The following is a 20,105-nucleotide window of genomic DNA, read 5'->3' as shown; positions in this document are numbered from 1 at the left end:
GCTAGGGAGACCGGGGTTTGCGGCGCTGCCGCCGACCGGCCACGAGGGACGGCCAGTCGGCCATGATCTCCTCGGCCGGTCAGCCGGTGGCGCGCTCGCGACGGCGGCGGGTCAGCTCGTCCTCGGTCATCGGCGCGATCTCGACACCGTCCGCACGTTCGGCCGGGAACTCGTGGATCGTGCCGGAGATCTCGCGCATAGCACCGCTCACCGCGATGCCGAAGACGCCCTGACCGCCCTGCAGCAGGTCGACGACCTCCTCCGGCGAGGTGCACTCGTAGACGGTGGTGCCGTCGGAGAAGAGCGTGATCTTCGCGAGGTCCTGCACGCCGCGGCGGCGCAGGTGGTCGACCGCGACCCTGATGTTCTGCAACGAGACGCCGGTGTCCAGCAGGCGTTTCACGACCTTGAGGACCAGGATGTCCTTGAAGGAGTACAGCCGCTGACTGCCCGAGCCGTGCGCCATCCGCACCGTCGGGGCGACCAGCCCGGTGCGCGCCCAGTAGTCGAGCTGCCGGTACGTGATGCCCGCGATCTGGCACGCCGCGGGACCTCGGTAACCGACGAGCTCGTCCGGCAGCGAGGAGTCCGGGAACAGTTCACCCTGCAGCCCGGATTCCGCCCTCAAGGGCGCTTCCTCGACCACGCCTGCCTCCCCTCGGAACGGCCACGAAACTCATGACCGTCAAGCCGCCACGTCCGCTCGCGCGAAGCGGCGACGTCCACTCGAGTTCGACGGTAGGACCGGTCCGAGGGCAGGTCAACGCGACGCGCGGGGAGTTACGACCCTCAACCTCAGGTAGAGAGTCACACCGTCACCCGAACTAGGCGTTTCAGGTGACGTTTAGTGATCGTTTAGCGAGAAAAACGACCTAAAGTAGTCCTGTCGAGTGACGTCCAAACGAACGTTCGAAAGCCCATACGAGACGGAGTGCGACGCACCGAAACTCACTCACAGGCGTCTCAGGCGTCGCACCGCACGGCCTGCCCACGTGTCCGCTCCGCGACGGTGCCTACGTGTCCGCTCCGCGGAAGTCCTCCGGGGAAACAGAGTCGAGGAACTCGCGGAACTTCTCGACCTCGTCCTCCTGCTCGTCCGGGATGATCAACCCGGCCTCGGCGAGCACGGCCTCGTCCGCGTGGATGGGCACGCCCACCCGCAGCGCGAGCGCCACCGAGTCGGACGGCCGCGCGGACACCCGCACGTCGCCGTCGAACACGAGCTCGGCGAAGAACGTGCCCTCCTGCAGGTCGGTGATCCGCACCTGCTCGAGGTTGCGCCCCAACGCCCCGATGACGTCCTTCAGCAGGTCGTGGGTGAGCGGACGGGCAGGACGGACGCCCTGCTGCTCGAGCGCGATCGCCGTGGCCTCGACGGACCCGATCCAGATCGGCAGGTACCGCTCGCCCTCGGTTTCCCGGAGCAGGAGGATCGGCTGGTTCTGGGGCAGCTCCACCCGGACGCCCACGACGCGCATCTCACTCATCGGGTCTCGCCTCCCTCTGACTCGTTGGGGAGTACCCGGTTCGTCTCCGAGCATCCCCCGGCGTATGCGTTCGACGCTACCCGCCAAGCGGGCCGTGTGCTCAATCGTTGCGGGCAGAACGTGATCAAGATGATTGCCGCAGACCCGCTCTCACCAACAACGTGTGCAACGAGGTGAAGAGGTCAGCCAATTCCCGGACCGTCTCGGGATCTGAGAAAGATTTCAGCAGAACCACCTCGTGGTCCGCCGCAGCGCGCACCGCGCGCAGGTGCTCGCGCTCGACGCCGAGCCCGGTCATCGTCCGGATCGTGCGGAGCGCGGTGATGTCGTCGGTGGTGAACCGGCCACCGGGGCCGGGGCGCAGCAGACCGTCGCGTTCCAGCTGGGAGAGCTGCTCCGCGGTGAGACCGGTCTGGGCCAGCAGATCGATCCGCGTCACGAACGTCGTGCCGTCGGGGACGGCGTCGAGCTGCTCGCGGATCACCTTGAGCGGTAAGTACCTGTCCCGTTGTGCGGACAGCACGAAGCGCAGCCTCTCGACGTCCGCCGCGCTGAACTGGCGGTAGCCGGAGGCGGTGCGTGCCGGGCGGACCAGCCCCTCCGCTTCCAGGAAGCGGATCTTGGAGATGGTGACGTCGGGGAACTCGGGCCGGAGCTGCGCGAGCACAGCACCGATGCTCGAGCCCCCGCGTTGTGGCCGCCCGGCCGTCACGCGTCAGGCTCCCGCGGAGCCAGGACCCGTCAGGAAGACGAGGCGGAACTTGCCGATCTGGACCTCGTCACCGTTCGCGAGAACGGCCTGGTCGACCGGCTCGCGGTTGACGTAGGTGCCGTTGAGGCTGCCGACGTCGATGACGACGAACTCGCCGCTCTCCCGGCGGAACTCGGCGTGCCGGCGCGAGACCGTCACGTCGTCCAGGAAGATGTCGCTGTCGGGGTGGCGCCCGGCGCTCGTCGTGTCTCGGTCCAGCAGGAACCGGGAACCGGCGTTCGGACCGCGCTTGACCACGAGCAGCGCGGAACCGGCGGGAAGGGCGTCAACACCGGCAACGGCCGGCTCCTGTGCGGGCGCCTCGGCGCCGCCTTCCATCTCCTGGAGGAAGTCCGCCCGGAAGACGGAGGTCCGCTCCGGGGACTGCTCCGGCGGAACGCCTGGGCCGTCGTTCGTGCTCACCTGAGCTCTCCTCCTGCTGCTGGATCCGTCACTTCCGGTAAAACCTATCGCGTTGGGGTCACCGCCTTCAGCGCGGCTCCCCTTCCGGCCGAAGATCCGGCGAAAGATCGACGTCACTCCTTCTCCACCAACGCCTTGTACCCGTCCGCGTCCAGCAGTCCTTCGAGCGCGTCCGCGTCGTTCAGGCGGATCTCGACCATCCAGCCCTCGCCGTACGGGTCGCTGTTGACGGAGTCGGGCGTCTGGACCAGAGCGTCGTTGATGGCCACGACCTCGCCGTCGAGCGGCGAGTAGAGGTCCGACACGCTCTTGGTGGACTCGACCTCACCGAACGTGTCACCCGCCGAGACGGTGTGACCGACCTCGGGCAGCTGGACGAAGACGACGTCACCGAGCTGTTCCTGGGCGTAGTCGGTGATGCCGACGCGCACGGTGTTCTCGCCTGTGCTGGCGACCCACTCGTGCTCCTCGGTGTAGCGAAGCTCCTCGGGAATCAACTGACTGCGCTCCTCGTGCTGAACCTGTATGGGGTGATCTTTTCACGCGACCGTGCGAGGTGTGACCCGCAGGGCCAGGAAGAACTGGTAGACGTACAGCAGCGCCGACCACAGGTAGAGCGCCCCGCCCCAGGCCGTGAACGCGTAGGCGATCGGCTGCGCGGCCTGCGCCCAGCCGGAGTCGCCCTGCGCGAGCAGCAGCAGGGGGAACGCGTACAACAGGTTGAAGGTCGCGGCCTTGCCCAGGTAGGTGACCTCGAACGGGCCCCACCCGCGTTGCCGCAGGACCAGCAGGCAGATGCCGACGACGATCTCCCGCCCCACGAGCACGAGGGCGATCCAGAGCGGCACGATGTCCCTGATGACGAACGCCAGCAGCGTGCAGAACACGTAGAGGCGGTCCGCGGCGGGGTCCAGCAACGCGCCGAGCCTGCTCATCTGGTTGAGCCAGCGCGCGAGCTTGCCGTCCAGCCAGTCGGACAGCCCCGCGAAGACGAGGACGAGCAGCGCCCAGCCGTCCGCGCGGGGTCCGAGGAGCAGGTACAGGAAGAGCGGAACACCGGCCAGCCGCAACACGCTGAGCAGGTTCGGAATCGTCAGCAGGCGATCAGCCGGATCACGCACACCCGCACTCTAAACGAGTGACTGCGCAGGGGCTGCCGGATGGCGTCACGGCACGCGGTGCGACTGGTTGCGGGGATGCGGTCGTTCTGCGTTCTTGCGGGGTCGTGCTCAGGCTGTGCGGGTGAACGTCCAGCCCCGGCGCTGCATCTCGGCACCGGTGATGGCGTGCGGGCGGCCCCGGTCGTCCCGGCCGACCCAGCGAGCGCGGAAACCCTCGAGCACGTAGGCGTGACCCCGGCTCCACACCACGCTGCACGGCGTGGTCGGCAGGCTCGAGCCGGACTCCTCGGCCTGCTTCGGGTGGGTCTCCATGGCGGTTCTCATCTCTGTCCCTCCGTGACACCAGGGATGTCGCGTACCGGGGCTCCGGCGTTATCCCTGGAAACGAATTCTGTCCGACTGTGGTTCAGAACACGTACGTGATGTGGATCCTGAGCGTTGGATGGATCGATCGGCGCGCCGAGCTGTTCGGGCCCGAAGCGGAACGGATCTCCCGGTCCTTGCCTGCGCAACCGTTCGTCGTTCGTCGATGACCGCACGGCTCGTGCTCGTCTTCTGCCCGGCCTAACCTCTTACCGTGGAATCCCAGGTGAAGTACGGAGAAGAGCTGCTCAGCCGCTTGATGACGCACCTGTGCTCCCAAATGGACGGTTGCCCCGGGGTGGGGTTGAGCATCTGGCCCGGCGCTCAGCGGCTGCGTTCGGTCGGCGTGGCGGCCGACCTCGACCAGGCCCAGCTGGACGCCGGCGAGGGGCCGCTCGTCGAGGCCTCCCGCGACGAGCGGCAGTCCTCGGGGGAGGTCGGTGGTCTGCACGTGATCGCGGTGCCCGGCAGCTGGGGTGACAGCGGGCCGGTGGTGCTCACGGTCTACCTGGACCACCCGCCGCGCCTGGAGGACCTGAAGGCGATAGAGGAGATGGAGCCGCTCGTCGCGACGGCCGCCTCGGTGGTCGAGTTCTGCGCGGGCGAGGTGCTGCGCGCCGACCAGATGGTGCGGATGGTCCAGCACCGCCGCTACATCGAGCAGGCCAAGGGACTCGTGATGGGGGCGCGTCCGTGCGCGCCGGGCGAGGCGTTCGAACTGCTGGTCAGAGCCAGTCAGCACGCCAACGTGAAGCTCCGTGACGTGGCCACGGCGTTGGTGCTGGTCGTCGGCGGCACGCTGGAGGACAGAGCCGAGGAGGTGGTCGCCGCGCCGGGCGAGGCGTTCGGGGTCGCGCGGAAACTGTGGGACGCGATCCGCGTTTGAACCAAGTGTTGTCCGGGTACGGACCACACGACCTGTCCTGTCGAGCGGCCACTCCCGTACGGTGGTGTCCGCAGCGGTTGAGCCAGCAGCCGCGTCGGGGCCGCTGCGTGGCGGCTCCCTGTCCGTGAAAGGGAGTACTTCGGTGACTGTGCAGGACCCACGTGCGGAGCAGATCGAGCTGAAGGTGCGGCAGCCGGCGCCCGGAGTCACCGTCCTCGCCGTGTCCGGTGAGGTCGACATGGTGTCCGCGCCCGTGTTGCGCGAATCGCTCGTCAACGGTCTCGGTGACGGCGGTGTGTTCGTCGTCGACATGACCGGCGTGACGTTCCTCGGCTCCGCCGGGCTCGCCGTCCTCGTCGAGGCCGCGAAACTCGCCCAGCAGCAGAGCGCGACCCTGAAGGTCGTGGCGACCGCGCGGAGCGTGACGCGTCCGCTGGAGGCCACCGGACTGGGTGAGGTCTTCAGCCTCCACTCGTCGGTGGACTCGGCGCTGAGCTGACGACCAGGCGGTTGCCCGCCTGCCGCAACGCCTCCGCGACGTCCTGGAGAGCCATCTCCACGCCGCCGCACTCGGGGCCGAGGCCGCTGAGGTCCACGGTGAGCGGCACGGTTCCGCCCCTCGCCGCCGTGGTGAGGGTGCGGCGCAACGACGGAGCGGCTTCCACCGGGACGTCGCCGCAGACCACCGCCACAACGCCCGAGGAGGAATCGTGGACCTTCACATCGCACTCGGGCGCGATCGCGGACGCCGGGGTCACCCCGGCCGAGGGGGTCAGGCGCAGGCGCACGGTCGTACCGCTCGCCCTGCGGGCCAACTCGACCTCGTCCACGCTCTCCCGCATGAGCAGGAGTCCCCGGCCGCGCATCGTGAGCGCGGGAGGCGGTGTGCGCCACTGGCCGCGATCGGTGACGTCGACACGGGCCGAACCGTCCGGTTCCACGCGGGCCCGCACGTCGACGGTGCCGTCCGACCCGGCGGGGTAGGCGTGCTCGACGGAGTTGTTGATCGCCTCGCTGGCCGCGAGGACGAGGGCGCTCGCCTCGTCGTCGGTGAGTCCGCTGTCCTTCAGCCACGTGCGCAGGCGGTGCCTCACCGGGCCCACTTCGTGCGCGTCCGCCGGGAAGCGGAGAGCGAGGAAGTCCTGATGCACCAGCACAACGCTCCTCCCGGGTGAACCTCGTCTGCTTCCAGCAGAGGATTTCCCAGGGGCCGGCGCGACTACACGTGCGACTGCGCGTGTAAGACGAGAACGATTCGGGTACGGCAGGACATGCCGGCCTTCAGCAGAACGGACTACGAGGTGGCTGTGACTCAACTGTCAGGCGTCGAGCTCCGGATGGCCGCGGATCCCACGCAGCTCTCCATCGTGCGTGCGGTCGCGGCGGACATCGCCATGCGACAGGACTTCGACCTCGACTCGATCGAGGACCTGAAGCTCGCGGTGGACGAGACCTGCTCGACGTTGATCACGCTCGCGGCCCACGACGCGGTGCTCAGCTGCCACTTCGCGGTGGACGACAGGGGCGCCGTGCACGTCTCGGCCAAGGTGTCCGCGAAGGCCGGCTCCGGGCCGGACGAGGGCAGCTTCGGGTGGCGCGTGCTCACGGCGCTCGTCGACTCCGTGCAGACGAGAGTCGACGAGACCGAAGGGTTCGTGGTGCACATCGCCCTCGTGAAGTCCACGGCAGGGGCGGTGGATGCGTGACCGGATCGGAAGAGATCACCAAGACCGAAGAGCCGGCCACGTCGGAGGAGTCCGCGCAGGAGGAGAAGAAGTCCTCCCGCTCGGGTGACTACGACCACCTGGCCCCGCTCTTCGCGGAACTCGCGGCCACTCCCGCGGGCGCGGCGCGCGAAACGCTGCGGGACAGACTCGTCACCGAGCACCTGCCCGTGGCGCAGCACATCGCGCGACGCTTCGGGCACCGCGGCGAACCGCACGAGGACCTCGTGCAGGTGGCGACCGTGGGCCTGATCAACGCCGTCGACCGCTTCGACCCCGAGCGCGGCAGCGACTTCCTGTCGTTCGCGGTGCCGACGATCATGGGTGAGGTGCGGAAGTACTTCCGCGACTCCAGCTGGTCGGTGCGGATGCCGAGGCGGCTCAAGGAGCTGCACCTCGCGATCAACGCGGGCACCTCACGCCTGTCGCAGTCGCTCGGCCGCGCGCCGACGCCGTCGGAACTGGCGGAGCACCTGGGACTGTCGCGTGAGGAGATCCACGAAGGACTCGCGGCCGGAAACGCTTACCAGAGCGCGTCTTTGGACGACATGCTGATGAGCGAGGACTCGTCGATCTCGCTGGGGTCCACCATCGGCGAGGAAGACCCCGAGATCGCGATGATCGAGCAGCGCGAGGCGCTGCACCCGTTGCTGGAGAAGCTGCCGGAGCGCGAACGCAAGATCGTGATCATGCGCTTCTTCGGCAACATGACCCAGACGCAGATCGCGCAGAAGGTCGGCATCTCCCAGATGCACGTCTCGCGATTGCTCGCGAAGACGCTGCGTCAGCTGCGGGACGTGCTGGAGGAGTGAACGCGGACACGGCGCCGGGCCGCTGACACGATCTGGCGCCGTTCGTCCTCGCCCATGCCGCCCCACACGCCGTACGGCTCCTGGGCCTCCAGGGCATGGGCGCGGCACTGCGCCAGCACCGGGCAGTGGCCGCAGATCGCCTTGGCCCTGTCCTCCCTGGCCGCCCTGGCGTAGCCCCGCTCGTTGTCGGGGTGGAAGAAGATCGCACTGTTCTCGCCCCGGCAGAGGCCGTCCATCTGCCAGTCCCAGACGTCGGTGACCGGCTTGGGCAGGCGGGTGGTGCAGGTCATCGCGACTCCCTGGCGACTAGGGGGTAAGAGTTGCGATCTCTGCGTACCTCTGGGTCGGGGACGGTAAACCTGTTCCCACCGTTCGAGTGTGCTGGTCCCGTCACCTGGGGCAGGCGGCCCTCCGCCCACTCGCTCGAGCGCACCCCACGTTTCCTCGCCGCACGCGGGGCGCTTTCGTGCGGTGTGCCCGAACGAAAGCGCCCCGCGTGCGGTTCAGCAACGTGAAGCGGGCTCGCGAAGGGCGCACAGGACTTCCGGTCACCTGCTCGGGCGGGCAACGGCCTGAGGCTCGGGCCCCGGAGCTCCGCACCCCACCCGACCCGGCAACCCCTGGCCTCAGAGCCTTTCGGGCGCCCCGATGCCCAGCAGCGACAGGCCCAGCGTCAGCACCCGCGACGTCAGCGTGAGCAGGTGCAGGCGCGAGTCCTGCAGCTCCTGCGACTCCGCCGTCGCCACCGGGCAGTTGTTGTAGAAGGTCGAGAACGCGGTGGCGGTCTCGAACAGGTAGCCGGTGAGCTTGTGCGGCGCGAGCTCGTCGATCGCCGCCTGGATGGCGGTCGGGAGCTGGAGGAGCTTGAGGGCCAGGTCGCGTTCGGCCTGTTCCTGGAGCACCAGGGGTGCGTCCTGCGGGGCCTCGCGGCCCACCTTGCGGACGATGGAGAGGATGCGGGCGTTGGCGTACTGGATGTACACCGAGGTGTCGCCGGTGGTGGCGAGCATCTTCTCCCAGGTGAAGACGTAGTCCTTCTCGCGGTCGTTGGAGAGGTCCGCGTACTTCACGGCGCCCAGGCCGATGGTGCGGGCTAGGGCGTCCTTCTCCTCACCCTCCACTTCGGACGACTCGGGCATGACCTTGTAGGAGTTCTCGACGGCCTCGGTGAGCAGGTCGATGAGTTTGATCGTGCCGCCCGCGCGGGTGCGGATGGTCTTGCCGTCGCTGCCCAGGATGGTGCCGAAGCCGGTGTGGACGGCGGTGTGGGCGTCGTCGAGCCAGCCCGCCTGCTTGGAGGTGGCGAAGATCATCTGGAAGTGCTGGGACTGCGGGGTGCCGACGACGTAGATCAGTTCGTCGACCTTGCGGTCGCGGACCCAGTAGCGGACGGTCGCGAAGTCCGTGGTGGCGTAGCCGTAGCCGCCGTCGCTCTTGCGGACGATCAGCGGGAGGCGGTCGCCCTCGCGGTTGGTGAAGCCGGGCGGGAACACGCAGAGCGCGCCGTCGCTGGTCTCGATCAGGCCCTTGCCCTGGAGCTCGGTGATCGTGTCGGCGAGGTACGGGTTGTAGAAGCTCTCGCCGTAGTTGTCGTCGGCGCTCAGGCCGATCTCCAGCAGCTCGTAGACCTGGTTGAAGTGGCGCTGGGACTCGCCCACGAGTTCGTGCCAGAGCGCCAGGGTGGCCTCGTCGCCGCCCTGGAGCAGGACGACGCGGCGGCGGGCCCGGTCGGCGAAGCCCGGTTCGTTGTCGAACTTCTGGCGGGCCTGCTGGTAGAACGCGTTGAGGTCGCTGATCTCGTGGTCGGCGCCGCGGCCCTCGTCGGTCAGGTGCTCGATGAGCATCCCGAACGGGGTGCCCCAGTCGCCCAGGTGGTTGTGCGGGATGACCTCGTGGCCCGCGAACGTGAGCAGGCGGCAGAACGCGTCGCCGATGATCGTCGAGCGCAGGTGGCCGACGTGCATCTCCTTGGCCACGTTGGGACTGCTGTAGTCGATCGCGATGCGGCGCGGCTCCTCTGTCCGCGGCACGCCGAGGCGCTCGTCGCCCAGCAGCCGGGCGGCCTGGGCCTCCAGCCACTCGCGCTTGAGCTTCAGGTTGATGAAGCCGGGGCCGGCGATCTCCGGCGTCTCGATCGCGTCGGCCGCGTCGAGGTGCTCGACGATCAGCGTCGCGACCTCACGCGGGTTGCGGCCGACCTTCTTCGCCAGGCTCATCGCGACGTTGCACTGGTAGTCGGCACCGTCTCGGTTGGACGGTCGGATCAGCGCTTCCTCGGCGGTGATGTCCACGTCCAGGGCGACGCGCAGCGCCTGCGCGACCCGCTGGCCCAGTTCCAGCCCGACATCCCCACGCAGCACTGAACCCACCTCTCACCACGGCTTGTTCACCTCAGTATTTCACCCGTGGCAAAACGGTTCTTCACCACCGCCCGAGCAGCAGCGCTCCCCCGCCCACCAGTGAGGCCAGGCTCACCAGGCCGAAGAACGTCACCCAGCCCAGCGCGGGCACCCCGGTGAGCCACGCGAGCTGGTCCGCGTCGGACTTCGGGGCCTGCCGGCGCCACCGCTTGACCTGGAGCTCCCACACCGGCCGCACGCCTCCGAGCAACAGGAACCACGCGAAGACGTACGCGGCCGCGTCCCGGACCTCCAGGGAGGCGTAGAAGGAGACGAAGAAGAAGATGCCGCCGGTGATGATGATGGACAGCACGCCGAAGACGTTGCGGATCATGATCAGCATGGCGGCGAGGAACCCGATGCTGATCCAGAGCATCAGCTGGATCTTCTCGTTGGTGATGAGCACGGCCGCGCCGAAGCCGAGCAACGACGGGGCGATGTAACCGGCGAGGGCGGTGAGCACCATGCCGGGGCCGCGGGGCTTGCCGCGCGAGACGGTGAGGCCGGAGGTGTCCGAGTGCAGCTTGATGCCGCTGAGGCGCCGTCCGGTCAGCACGGCCAGCAGGGCGTGACCGCCCTCGTGGGCGATGGTGATGACGTTGCGGGTGACCCGCCAGATCCCGTGCAGCGCGACGGCCAGGAACGCGGCGGCCGCCGTCCCCCACGTGATCAGCACTTCCCGGGTCAGCAACTCGTCAGGCATCGCGACATCGAAACAGACGCGCCGTGAGAGCCGCATGTGGGCTCTCACGGCGTGTCTGCGTCCGGACAGGGGTGCTAGTGCTTGATCTTGTCCTTGCCCACGCGTTCGGTCTTCGGGTCGACGACCGCCTGCTCCTGCGTGACCGGCTCCCGGTGGTGCATCGGGAGCGGCTCGGTGATGGCGTTGTTCGCGGGCGGCGTGACGGTGTCCGGCTCGTCGCGGAACGCCTCCGACCGCGGTTCCGGCACGACCGGGACCTCGTCCTCGACCAGCTTGCGGCGCGCGGGCATGACCGCGAGCAGCAGGCCGAACAGGGCCAGGCCGAGGTGCAGCCAGTTGTCGTTGGCGTTGACGGCCAGCGGGTTGCCGTACTCCTGCGCCGGGTTCTGGGCGAGGATCCCCGTGATCATCAGGTCCCACACGAAGAGCGCGCCGAAGCCCGCGAACAGCAACCAGCCGTACATCCGGGAGAGTCCCGAACCGAGTGCCGTGAGCACGCCGAGCACGCCGACGGCCACCATCACGAGGTTGTGCAGCGGGTTCACCGAGAACCCGAGCACGAACGACTGGGCGGCCCAGTCGCCGACCCCTGTGCGGGTGAAGCCCACGACGCCGAACACGATGAACGCGATGCCGGCCAGTCCGGCCAGCACCTGCACCGGCTGCAGACCGGCGACCTTGATGCGGTGGGTCATGTCGCCCTCCAGGCTCCGTTTCCGTGCCCGGCGGGCTACCCCCGCTTCACAGGGACCAAACGTCTCAGCCGCTGGCCTTGCGCCCGATACCGGCGTACGCGCCCGGCACGACGGCCGGCGCTTCGATCTGCAGGCCCTCCATCAACTGCTCGACCGGCTGCGGATGCGACACGACGAGGAACCCGCCCGCGGGCAGCGCGTGCCGGTAGCGCCTGACGACCCGGCCGGGACCCGTGACGTCGTCGACGTACCTGAGGACGTCGACCATCAGCACGGCGTACGGCTCGCGCAGGTCCAGATGCGACAGCACGCCCGGATGCCGGAGCACTTGGTCGGGACGGCGCAGATCGGCCTCCACGGCGCAGGCGCGCGGTTCGCCGCGCAGCAGTCCACGGGAGAACGCGACCGTCACCGGGTCGGAGTCCACGTAGACCACCCGCGCGTCGGGCAGCGTCTGGTGCGTGGCACCGCACGTCGGGATGCCCGAGCCGAGGTCGAGGAACTGGCGCACGCCGGACGCCCAGCAGTGGCGGACGGCGTGGCGGAGGAACGTGCGCTGCGCCCGGGTCACGAGCGGCAGCTCCGGATCGATCCGCACGGCCTGTTTGGCGAACGCGCGGTCGGCGGCGTAGTTGTGCGCGCCACCGAGATAGAAGTCATGGATCCGTGCGGCGTTCGGCCGACGTACGTCGACCTCGTAGCGTGCGAAGGCGGGGACCGCAGCCATTCGCAGAGCGTAACTGGCGCCTAGACCATTCGGGCGAAGTTTTCGAAGATTCTTTGGGTCCGTCTGACATGGACCACCGTGCGGGAGGGCCCGGCCCACCCCACGAAGACCGGGCCACGTAGCGCGTACGGGGATCGAACCCGTGTTTCCGGATTGAGAGTCCAGCGTCCTGACCACTAGACGAACACGCCAAACACGAGCATTGATACAAAATGCTCGCAAACAATAGGAGAATGTGAACCTGCTGGTCAGAGCTTGGAGGGCGCTCCGGCCCATTCGTCAGCTTGAATCATGGAACAATGATGACGCGCCGCGCACACCTCGCGCAAAGCAATTAATCGAGCCAGGTGAGCGCGAGCCACAGCCTGGCCCGCGCGTCGGCCGTCCCAAGATCATGACCGAGGAGCCGCTCGGCGTGAGAAATTCGGTGCCGAACGCTGTTGCGGTGCACTTTCAGCACGCTCGCGGCCCGGTCCCAGCTGCCGTGCTGGCCGAGCCAGGCCCTCAGGGTGTCGAGGAGGTCGGGACGGCCGAGGAGGGGTGCGAGCTCGCGGCGGGCGAACGCGCGGGCCGTGCCGGGGTCGACGAGGGAGGCCAGGTCGGAGGCGGGGTGGGCGGGCTCGCCGGTGGCCAGGGCCCTCGGCAGGAGGGCGGCGGCTTCGGAGGCAGCGGCTTCGACGGCGGCTCGGGTCAGGGCCTGTGCGGCGGCGGTCGAGTCGGTCACCGGTGCGACTCCTACCGGCCCCGACACCTCCACGCCCGCCCCGACCAGCGCCAGGAACCCCTCCCCCTCCTTGGTCACCAGCGGCCCGTACCGCTGCGCCAGCACGTCGTAGTCCGCGCGCGACTCCCCCGCCACCACTCGATGGGGGCCAGGTCCGGTCACCCCCTCAAGTCCGGAGACCTCCTGCCGCAGCAACGCCGACGCCGCCAGCCGGGCGGTCTGGCCGCGTTCGCTCTCCAGGTCGCGGTGCAGCAGGCCGAGCAGTGCCAGCGCCACCGCGACCACGGCCCGTTCGGCCGCGGAAAGGGGCGCCGGGCGGCGCACGACGAGCACCGCGGACCCCACCGGGTCGAGGGTGACGTGGTCCTCGCCCGCCTGGGTCGAGGCCGAACGGGGGCCGCGGCCGGACGCGACGCGGTTGGCCAGCGACGCCACGTCGGACGGCGCGGTGGCGGGGTCGACGAGGTCGGCGCGGCAGTTCAGCACCACGGCCAGGGTGGTCAGGACCGACTCGACGGGACGGACTCGGGTGGCCGCCCTGGTCAGGGCGCGCTGGCTGTCGGCGAGCAGGCGTTGCTCGCGCACGGCGATCTCCGCGAGCAGGGCGCCCAGCGCCTGCGAGACGGCCAGGAAGGGGGTCGACGGCGGCACCTCCAGCAGTGGCATGCCCTGGGCGGCGCAGGCTTCCACCAGTGACGACGGGGCCGTCGGGAACTCCGGTTCCACGCCGAAGCCGATCGCCGACGCACCGGAGGACACCAGGCCCGCCACGTAGGCGGGCACGTCGGACGGGAAGCGCACGCCCGCCGTGAGCAGGAGTTCCTCGCCGACCAGGTACGGGGTCGGGTCCTCCAGTTCGGACACGTGCGCCCAGCGGACCGGGCGGTCGAGGGCGTCGGCGCCACAAAGGACGGTCAGGCCCAGGTCCGCTCGCGCGACGAGGTCCCGCAGTGGGACGGTGTGCACAACCACAAGCCCAGGATTGTGCAGAACGACCACTTACCGGCGCCAGTCCCCGTTCCTACTGTGACCTGCAACCCCAAGGAGGTCGGCAGTGGCTCTCGACTACGCGGTGATCGCCGCCTACGTGCTCGGCATGATCGGCATGGGCTGGTGGGGCATGCGCCGCGCCACCAGCAAGAGCGAGTACCTGGTCGCCGGGCGGCGGCTCGGGTTCGCGATGTACTCGGGGACCATGTCGGCGGTCGTGCTCGGGGGCGCGTCGACCATCGGCGGCGTCGGGCTCGGCTACCGGTACGGCGTCTCCGGCGCGTGGATGGTGTTCGCGATCGGGCTCGGCATCCTGTTGCTCAGCGCGCTCTTCGCGCGCCGGATCGTCAAGTTGAAGGTCTACACGGTCAGCCAGATGCTCGACCTCCGGTACGGCGGCAACTCGTCGTTGATCTCCGGCGCGGTCATGTGGGCGTACACGTTGATGCTGACCGTCACGTCGACGATCGCCTACTCGACCATCTTCAACGTCCTCTTCGGACTCCCGAAGACCCTCGGCGTGATCATCGGTGGCGGCATCGTGGTGCTGTACAGCGTGCTCGGCGGCATGTGGTCGATCACGCTGACCGACATCGTCCAGTTCGTGATCAAGACGATCGGCATCCTGTTCCTGCTGCTCCCGATCAGCATCTTCGCCGCGGGCGGGTTCGACGGGATCCAGCGACGGCTCGATGATCCGGCGATGTTCGAGATCGGCAACATCGGCACCGGCACGATCATCACGTATCTGCTGATCTACGTGTTCGGTCTGCTCATCGGACAGGACATCTGGCAGCGCGTGTTCACCGCCAAGTCTCCGGAGGTCGCGACCTGGGGTGGCATCACGTCCGGGTTGTACTGCCTCGTCTACGCCGTCGCGGGCGCGTTGATCGGCACGGCCGGCAGGGCGTTGTACCCGGACATCGCCAACAAGGACGACGTTTTCGCCACGATGGTCGAGAACCTGCTGCCGACCGGTGTGCGCGGGCTGGTGCTCGCTGCGGCATTGGCGGCGATGATGTCCACATCGTCCGGTGCGTTGATCGCATGTTCGACGGTGGCCGCCAACGACATCTGGCGGCGCAAGACCGACGTCCACTCCAACCGGGTGTTCACGCTCGTGCTCGGCGTCATCGCGATCATCATCGCGGTCATCCTCAACGACGTCGTGGCGGCGCTGACCGTCGCCTACAACATCCTGGTCGGCGGCCTGCTGGTGGCGATCATCGGCGGTCTGGTGTGGCAGCGCGGCACGCGGATCGGTGCGATGGTGTCGATGGCCGTCGGTGCTCTGACGTCGATCACGTTCATGGTGATCGACGGTGTGCTCGCCGACTCGCCCATCTACTACAGCCTGGGCGCGTCGCTCGTCACGTACGTGATCGTCAGCCTGGCCACCCCCGCGACCGACCCGGCGGTGCTCGCCCGCTGGGGCCGCAGGGTGGCGGGTAAGTCCGATGAAGAAGAGGAACTGGTGAACGCATGATCGGCCCCGTCGACTCCCGGGAGGTCCCGCGCTACGCGGGCCCGGCGACCTTCGCCCGGCTGCCGCGCCTCGACCAGGTGGCGCACGCGGACGTCGCGGTGGTGGGAGTCCCGTTCGACACCGGCGTCTCGTACCGGCCGGGCGCGCGGTTCGCGCCCTCGGCCGTGCGGCAGGCGTCCCGGTTGCTGCGCCCGTACCACCCCGGCCTGGACGTGTCCCCGTTCGAACGCGTGCAGGTCGTGGACGCGGGCGACATCGCGGTCAACCCGTTCCACATCGGCGAGGCCATCGAGACGATCGAGGGCGCGGCCACCGATCTGCAGGCCGACGGCACCAAGCTCGTCACGATCGGCGGCGACCACACCATCGCACTGCCGTTGCTGCGGGCGGTGTCGCGCGTCCACGGACCGGTGGCGCTGCTGCACTTCGACGCGCACCTCGACACGTGGGACACCTACTTCGGCGAGCCCTACACGCACGGCACCCCGTTCCGCCGTGCGGTCGAGGACGGCGTCCTCGACACGGAAGCGCTCTCGCACGTCGGCACGCGCGGGCCGTTGTACGGCAAGAAGGACCTGGAGGACGACCGGCGACTCGGGTTCGGCATCGTCACGTCGTCGGACGTGCTGCGGCGCGGGGTGGACGAGACGGTGGACGCGCTGCGGCAGCGGATCGGCGACCGGCCGCTGTACGTGTCGATCGACATCGACGTGCTGGACCCGGCGCACGCGCCCGGCACCGGGACGCCCGAGGCGGGCGGGATGACGTCGCGGGAGCTGCTGGAGATCGTGCGCGGCTTGCGCGGGCTGAACCTGGTGGGCGCGGACGTGGTGGAGGTGGCGCCGGCCTACGACCACGCGGACATCACGTCGGTGGCGGCGTCGCACCTGGCCTACGACCTGGTGAGCCTGCTGGCTGCGAAGGAGGGGAAGTGAACGCGACGGGTGGCGGCCTCGGTGAGGCGGCCGGCGAAGAAGGCGTGAGCGAGCGCAACGGCGGCGACGTCGTCGTCGAGACCCTCGAAGCCCTCGGCGCGCACACCGTGTTCGGCATCCCCGGTCAGCACGCGCTGGGCCTCTTCGACGCGCTGCGCCGTTCCGGCCTGCGCTACGTCGGCTCGCGCACCGAGGTCAACGCCGCCTTCGCCGCCGACGGCCACGCCCGGATCACCGGCGAGGTGACGCCGCTGCTGGTCTCCACCGGGCCGGGTGCGCTCCAAACGCTGGCGGGACTTCAGGAGTCAGCCGCTGCCTCGGCACCGGTGCTGGGCATCTCCTCCCAGATCCCCTCGGCGGGCCTGGGTGGTGTGCGAGGCGGCTACCTGCACGAGCTGACCGACCAGCTGGCCTCGTTCCGCGACGTCGTGAAGCACGCACGGGTGGTGCGGCACGCGTCGCAGATCCCCTCGGCGCTGGCCGAGGCGTGGGAGATCGCCCTCACCGCGCCGTTCGGGCCGGTGTGGGTCGAGGTCCCGCAGGACGTGCTGCTCGGCCCCGCGGGCGTCCCGCCCGTGACGTCGGTGTCGTGGTCGCCGCGCGCACTGCACCCGCGCACCGAACTGGTCGAGGAGGCGGCGATGCTCCTCGACGGCGCGGAACGGCCGGTGATCCTCGCCGGTGGCGGCGCCCTGCACGCCCGGGACGAACTGCTGGAACTGGCCGAGAAGCTGCGCGCGCCGGTCGTGACCACGTTCGGCGGCAAGGGGAACTTCCCGTGGGACCACCCGCTGTCGGCGCGGTCGTGGCTGGAAGACAGGCATACCACGGAGTTCCTCGCGGACGCGGACGTGCTGCTGGTCGTCGGGTCGGGGCTGGGTGAGCTGTCGAGCAACTACCGGACGTTCCGGCCGCGCGGCGCGGTGGTCCAGATCGAGGCGGACCTCGGCAAGCTGGAGTCCAACTACCCCGCGCTCGGCATCCACGCCGACGCCCGGCACGCCCTGCGCGCGCTGATCACGGCGACCACCGCGACACCGGCGGACGGGCTCGCCGAGGAACGGGTGCTCGGGCTGCTCGCGAGCGTCCGGGAACGGCTGGCGGCGCAGCACCTCGACCTGGAGCGGCAGGTCCTCGACGCCGTGCGCGAGGCCGTTCCGGACGGCACGCCGACCTGCTGGGACATGACGATCCTCGCCTACTGGGCCTGGTCGGCGTGGGACCCGCGCGGTGGCGCGCAGTTCTCGGGACAGGGCGCGGGCGGGCTCGGGTACGGGTTCCCCGCCGCCCTCGGGGTCGCCGCCGCGACGGACGGGCCGGTGCTCGCGGTGTCCGGCGACGGCGGCGCGATGTACGGGATCTCCGAGCTCGCGGCGGCCGCGCAGCACGGGTCGCGGGTGGTGTGGCTGATCGTCGACGACGGCGGCTACGGCATCCTGCGCGAGTACATGACCGACGCGTTCGGGCAGGCCACCGGCACCGAACTGGCGCGGCCCGACTTCGTCGCGCTGGCGCGGGCGTTCGGGGTGCCCGCCACCCGCAGCACCCCCGAGTCGTTGCGCGAAGATCTGATCAAGGCGTTCGCCGGGGACGGCCCGCACGTCGTCGTGCTGCCCGCGGTGTTGCGCATGTTCGCCCCCACGCACCTGGAGCACACGTGATCGTCGCGAACTTCGTCAACGGCACCTCCACCGGTGCCGGCGAGACCTCCCCGCTCGTCGACCCCGCGACCGGCGAGGAGTTCGGCCGCACCGTCGTCTCGCGCGCCGCCGAGGTCGACGCCGCCGTCCAGGCTGCCGCGCAAGCGTTTCCGCGGTGGTCGCGCACCACACCGGGTGAACGCCAGCAGGCGTTGCTGAAGCTCGCCGACCTGCTGGAGGCGAACGCCGAGCAGGTCGCGGACGCCGAGGTGCGCGAGACCGGCAAGATCCGGTCGGTGCTGCTGGACGAGGAGATCCCGCAGTGCGTGGACCAGATCCGGTTCTTCGCCGGGGCCGCCCGCGCGCTCGGCACGGCCGCCGCCGGCGAGTACCTCCCGGGCCACACCTCGTACCAGCGCCGGGAGGCCGTAGGGGTGATCGCGCAGATCACGCCGTGGAACTACCCGCTGATGATGGCCGTGTGGAAGATCGCGCCGGCGCTGGCCGCGGGCAACACCGTGGTGCTCAAGCCCGCCGACACCACGCCGTCGTCCACGGTGCTGCTCGCCGAACTGGCGTCCCGGGTGCTGCCCGCCGGTGTCTTCAACGTCGTGCTGGGCGACCGCGACACCGGACGACTCCTGGTCGAACACCCGGTGCCCGCGATGGTGTCGCTGACCGGGTCGACGCGCGCCGGGGTCGAGGTGGCGCGCGGTGCCGCCGCGACGGTGAAGCGCACGCACCTCGAACTCGGTGGCAACGCGCCGGTGCTGGTGTTCGACGACGTGGACGTGGCCAAGGCGGCGGAGGGCATCGTCGGCGCCGCCTTCTACAACGCGGGCCAGGACTGCACGGCCGCGAGCCGCGTGCTGGTGCATTCGGCGGTCCACGACGAGTTCGTCGCCGCACTGGTGAAGACGGCGTCCGCGGCGGTGCCCGGCACGGACTTCGGCCCGCTCAACAGTCAGGCCCAGCTGGACCGCGTGCTGGGGCTGCTGTCCCGGTCGTCCGCCACCGTCCACTGTGGAGGCAAGCGGCACGGCGGCGAAGGGTTCTTCCTGGAGCCCACCGTGATCTCAGGCCTGCACCAGGACGACGAGCTGGTGCAGGAGGAGGCGTTCGCGCCGTTGATCACCGTGCAGGCGTTCGCGGACGACGACGAGGCGATCGCGCTCGCCAACGGTGTGCCGCAAGGACTCGCGTCGTCGATCTGGACCCGCGACACCAGCCGGGTGGCCGCGCTGACGGCACGGCTCGACTTCGGCATCGTCTGGGTCAACACGCACGGCGCGGTCGCGTCCGAGATGCCGCACGGCGGTTTCGGTGCGTCGGGCTACGGCAAGGACCTGTCGATGCACGGCCTGGAGGACTACACGCGCGTCAAGCACGTGATGATCGCGCACTGAGCATCGCCCGGTACGGCATCGGGTAGTGCAGCAGGCTCGCCGGGACGACCGCGGAAACCACCCGGATGGCCCGGATCCACCGGCGCAGCCTGCGGTCGTCCCGATCCGCCCACTCCAGACCGAGCTTGTCCCGCAACGCCTCCGGCAGCGTCCCGACGGCGAAGTCCGGCAACACCTGCGCCGCAACGGGTCGCACCAACGGCCACAGGGCGCTGGGCACGTGCTCCGCGCCCGGTGCCTTGCCGGTCCGCAGCTCGAACGCCTCCAGCAGCCCGTCCACGCCGTCGGTCGGCATGAGCTGCGTGGCGATCACGTCGTCGACGTAGCACCGCAACGCCGTGAGGTCGCTCGGCATCGTCCGGATGCCGAGCGACCGTCCCGTTTCCCGCCACTCGCGGTAGAGCCGTTCTTCGCGGATCGCGGGCATCCTGGGCCGCAGCAACCGGTACGCGGTGAGCAGCGAGTCGAAACTCGTGGCGTGCACCCAGCGGAACAGCTCCTCGTCCGCGCCGGGGATCGACGCGTGCGAGCGCAGCAGCCGGTCCGACTCCTCCCCGGCCAGCTCACCGCCGAACAGCCGCAGCTGCGACGACGTGATCGTCCTCGTCAGCCGCCGGAACGGGTCCGCGCGGTAGCTGTCGCGCACGGCGGCCGCGATGACCGGGTGCGCGACCTGCATGAGCACCGCGCGGCCCAGCACCACCAGCTCGAACCGGGTGTACCAGCCGAGCCGCCACGTCACCGACTCAGGTCCCAGCGTCACGCCCATGATCATTCCGAACGACCGGGGGCGTGCGAAGATCCTTACCCCGAAAGGATTAGGGCCGGTGACC

The 20,105-nt window shown here is 69.7% G+C and carries 23 protein-coding genes and 1 tRNA gene; 8 read left to right on the top strand and 16 right to left on the bottom strand.

Annotation, left to right across the window (positions count from 1 at the left end; genetic code table 11):
- Positions 1–79 precede the first annotated feature (79 nt).
- From QSK25_RS34780 to QSK25_RS34750, 7 genes are all read right to left on the bottom strand, one after another.
- Complete coding sequence (locus tag QSK25_RS34780) at positions 80–646, bottom strand: MerR family transcriptional regulator (RefSeq protein ID WP_089913860.1); 567 nt, start codon at positions 644–646, stop codon at positions 80–82.
- Between the two features lie 367 nt (positions 647–1,013).
- The gene (locus tag QSK25_RS34775) at positions 1,014–1,487 is read right to left on the bottom strand and encodes a bifunctional nuclease family protein (RefSeq protein WP_285644641.1); all 474 of its coding nucleotides are present in this window, start codon (positions 1,485–1,487) and stop codon (positions 1,014–1,016) included.
- 124 nt (positions 1,488–1,611) lie between these two features.
- Complete coding sequence (locus QSK25_RS34770) at positions 1,612–2,154, bottom strand: MerR family transcriptional regulator (protein WP_285644640.1); 543 nt, start codon at positions 2,152–2,154, stop codon at positions 1,612–1,614.
- 48 nt (positions 2,155–2,202) lie between these two features.
- On the bottom strand, positions 2,203–2,661 hold the full coding sequence (gene garA / locus QSK25_RS34765) for a glycogen accumulation regulator GarA (protein WP_030476302.1): 459 nt from the start codon (positions 2,659–2,661) through the stop codon (positions 2,203–2,205).
- 113 nt (positions 2,662–2,774) lie between these two features.
- The gene (gene gcvH / locus QSK25_RS34760; protein ID WP_285644639.1) at positions 2,775–3,158 is read right to left on the bottom strand and encodes a glycine cleavage system protein GcvH; all 384 of its coding nucleotides are present in this window, start codon (positions 3,156–3,158) and stop codon (positions 2,775–2,777) included.
- Positions 3,159–3,200: 42 nt separating this feature from the next.
- On the bottom strand, positions 3,201–3,782 hold the full coding sequence (clsA, locus tag QSK25_RS34755; protein WP_285644637.1) for a cardiolipin synthase ClsA: 582 nt from the start codon (positions 3,780–3,782) through the stop codon (positions 3,201–3,203).
- A gap of 108 nt (positions 3,783–3,890) precedes the next feature.
- On the bottom strand, positions 3,891–4,106 hold the full coding sequence (locus tag QSK25_RS34750; RefSeq protein WP_285644635.1) for a hypothetical protein: 216 nt from the start codon (positions 4,104–4,106) through the stop codon (positions 3,891–3,893).
- 253 nt (positions 4,107–4,359) lie between these two features.
- Here QSK25_RS34750 and QSK25_RS34745 point away from each other — a divergent pair, with 253 nt between their 5' ends.
- Both QSK25_RS34745 and QSK25_RS34740 read left to right on the top strand, forming a co-directional pair.
- The gene (locus QSK25_RS34745) at positions 4,360–5,031 is read left to right on the top strand and encodes an ANTAR domain-containing protein (RefSeq protein WP_285644634.1); all 672 of its coding nucleotides are present in this window, start codon (positions 4,360–4,362) and stop codon (positions 5,029–5,031) included.
- A gap of 142 nt (positions 5,032–5,173) precedes the next feature.
- Entirely contained in the window at positions 5,174–5,530 is a 357-nt protein-coding gene (locus tag QSK25_RS34740) for an STAS domain-containing protein (protein WP_285644632.1), read from the top strand.
- Here the strand turns inward: QSK25_RS34740 and QSK25_RS34735 are convergent.
- Positions 5,493–6,188, bottom strand: coding sequence for an ATP-binding protein (locus QSK25_RS34735; protein ID WP_285644630.1), 696 nt, complete (start codon positions 6,186–6,188; stop codon positions 5,493–5,495). The two genes, QSK25_RS34740 and QSK25_RS34735, sit on opposite strands and share 38 nt — an antisense overlap.
- Before the next feature lie 150 nt (positions 6,189–6,338).
- Here QSK25_RS34735 and QSK25_RS34730 point away from each other — a divergent pair, with 150 nt between their 5' ends.
- Positions 6,339–6,737 (top strand): ATP-binding protein, encoded by a 399-nt coding sequence (locus QSK25_RS34730; protein WP_285644629.1) that lies wholly within the window; start codon positions 6,339–6,341, stop codon positions 6,735–6,737.
- A gap of 98 nt (positions 6,738–6,835) precedes the next feature.
- Positions 6,836–7,567 carry a SigB/SigF/SigG family RNA polymerase sigma factor gene (locus tag QSK25_RS34725; protein ID WP_502881924.1) on the top strand — a complete coding sequence of 244 codons (732 nt, stop codon included), beginning with the start codon at positions 6,836–6,838 and terminating at the stop codon, positions 7,565–7,567.
- Here the strand turns inward: QSK25_RS34725 and QSK25_RS34720 are convergent.
- The 7 genes from QSK25_RS34720 to QSK25_RS34690 all read right to left on the bottom strand — a co-directional run bounded on the left by QSK25_RS34720 (position 7,540) and on the right by QSK25_RS34690 (position 13,781).
- Positions 7,540–7,857 (bottom strand): WhiB family transcriptional regulator, encoded by a 318-nt coding sequence (locus tag QSK25_RS34720; protein WP_285644628.1) that lies wholly within the window; start codon positions 7,855–7,857, stop codon positions 7,540–7,542. The genes QSK25_RS34725 and QSK25_RS34720 overlap by 28 nt on opposite strands.
- Positions 7,858–8,193: 336 nt before the next feature.
- Positions 8,194–9,927 (bottom strand): arginine--tRNA ligase, encoded by a 1,734-nt coding sequence (argS, locus tag QSK25_RS34715; protein ID WP_285644627.1) that lies wholly within the window; start codon positions 9,925–9,927, stop codon positions 8,194–8,196.
- 61 nt (positions 9,928–9,988) lie between these two features.
- The gene (locus QSK25_RS34710) at positions 9,989–10,669 is read right to left on the bottom strand and encodes a M50 family metallopeptidase (RefSeq protein ID WP_285644625.1); all 681 of its coding nucleotides are present in this window, start codon (positions 10,667–10,669) and stop codon (positions 9,989–9,991) included.
- A gap of 74 nt (positions 10,670–10,743) precedes the next feature.
- On the bottom strand, positions 10,744–11,364 hold the full coding sequence (locus QSK25_RS34705; protein ID WP_285644624.1) for a DUF4383 domain-containing protein: 621 nt from the start codon (positions 11,362–11,364) through the stop codon (positions 10,744–10,746).
- 64 nt (positions 11,365–11,428) lie between these two features.
- Entirely contained in the window at positions 11,429–12,091 is a 663-nt protein-coding gene (locus QSK25_RS34700; RefSeq protein ID WP_285644623.1) for an SAM-dependent methyltransferase, read from the bottom strand.
- A 119-nt stretch (positions 12,092–12,210) separates the two neighbouring features.
- Positions 12,211–12,282, bottom strand: a tRNA-Glu gene (locus tag QSK25_RS34695).
- A gap of 143 nt (positions 12,283–12,425) precedes the next feature.
- Positions 12,426–13,781, bottom strand: a complete 1,356-nt coding sequence (locus QSK25_RS34690) for a PucR family transcriptional regulator (RefSeq protein ID WP_285644622.1) — start codon at positions 13,779–13,781, stop codon at positions 12,426–12,428.
- Positions 13,782–13,869: 88 nt separating this feature from the next.
- Between QSK25_RS34690 and QSK25_RS34685 the strand changes: the two genes are divergently transcribed.
- From QSK25_RS34685 to QSK25_RS34670, 4 genes are read left to right on the top strand one after another with little or no spacing between them, the layout of a single operon-like run.
- Positions 13,870–15,291 (top strand): sodium:solute symporter family protein, encoded by a 1,422-nt coding sequence (locus QSK25_RS34685; RefSeq protein ID WP_285644620.1) that lies wholly within the window; start codon positions 13,870–13,872, stop codon positions 15,289–15,291.
- Positions 15,288–16,226: an agmatinase gene (gene speB, locus QSK25_RS34680; RefSeq protein WP_285644618.1), complete on the top strand. Its 939-nt coding sequence runs from the start codon at positions 15,288–15,290 to the stop codon at positions 16,224–16,226. Before QSK25_RS34685 ends, speB begins: the two co-directional genes overlap by 4 nt.
- Positions 16,223–17,887 (top strand): thiamine pyrophosphate-binding protein, encoded by a 1,665-nt coding sequence (locus QSK25_RS34675; protein WP_285644617.1) that lies wholly within the window; start codon positions 16,223–16,225, stop codon positions 17,885–17,887. Before speB ends, QSK25_RS34675 begins: the two co-directional genes overlap by 4 nt.
- Complete coding sequence (locus QSK25_RS34670) at positions 17,884–19,272, top strand: aminobutyraldehyde dehydrogenase (RefSeq protein ID WP_285644616.1); 1,389 nt, start codon at positions 17,884–17,886, stop codon at positions 19,270–19,272. The genes QSK25_RS34675 and QSK25_RS34670 overlap by 4 nt, the downstream gene beginning before the upstream one ends.
- Here the strand turns inward: QSK25_RS34670 and QSK25_RS34665 are convergent.
- Complete coding sequence (locus QSK25_RS34665; RefSeq protein ID WP_285644615.1) at positions 19,247–20,035, bottom strand: oxygenase MpaB family protein; 789 nt, start codon at positions 20,033–20,035, stop codon at positions 19,247–19,249. The two genes, QSK25_RS34670 and QSK25_RS34665, sit on opposite strands and share 26 nt — an antisense overlap.
- Positions 20,036–20,105 lie beyond the last annotated feature (70 nt).

The sequence above is a fragment of the Lentzea sp. NBRC 102530 genome (assembly GCF_030269365.1).
In the GTDB taxonomy this organism is placed as follows: Bacteria; Actinomycetota; Actinomycetes; order Mycobacteriales; family Pseudonocardiaceae; genus Lentzea.
The sequence above is the reverse complement of the archived record's forward strand: the minus strand, read 5'-3'. Positions and strand labels throughout refer to the sequence as shown.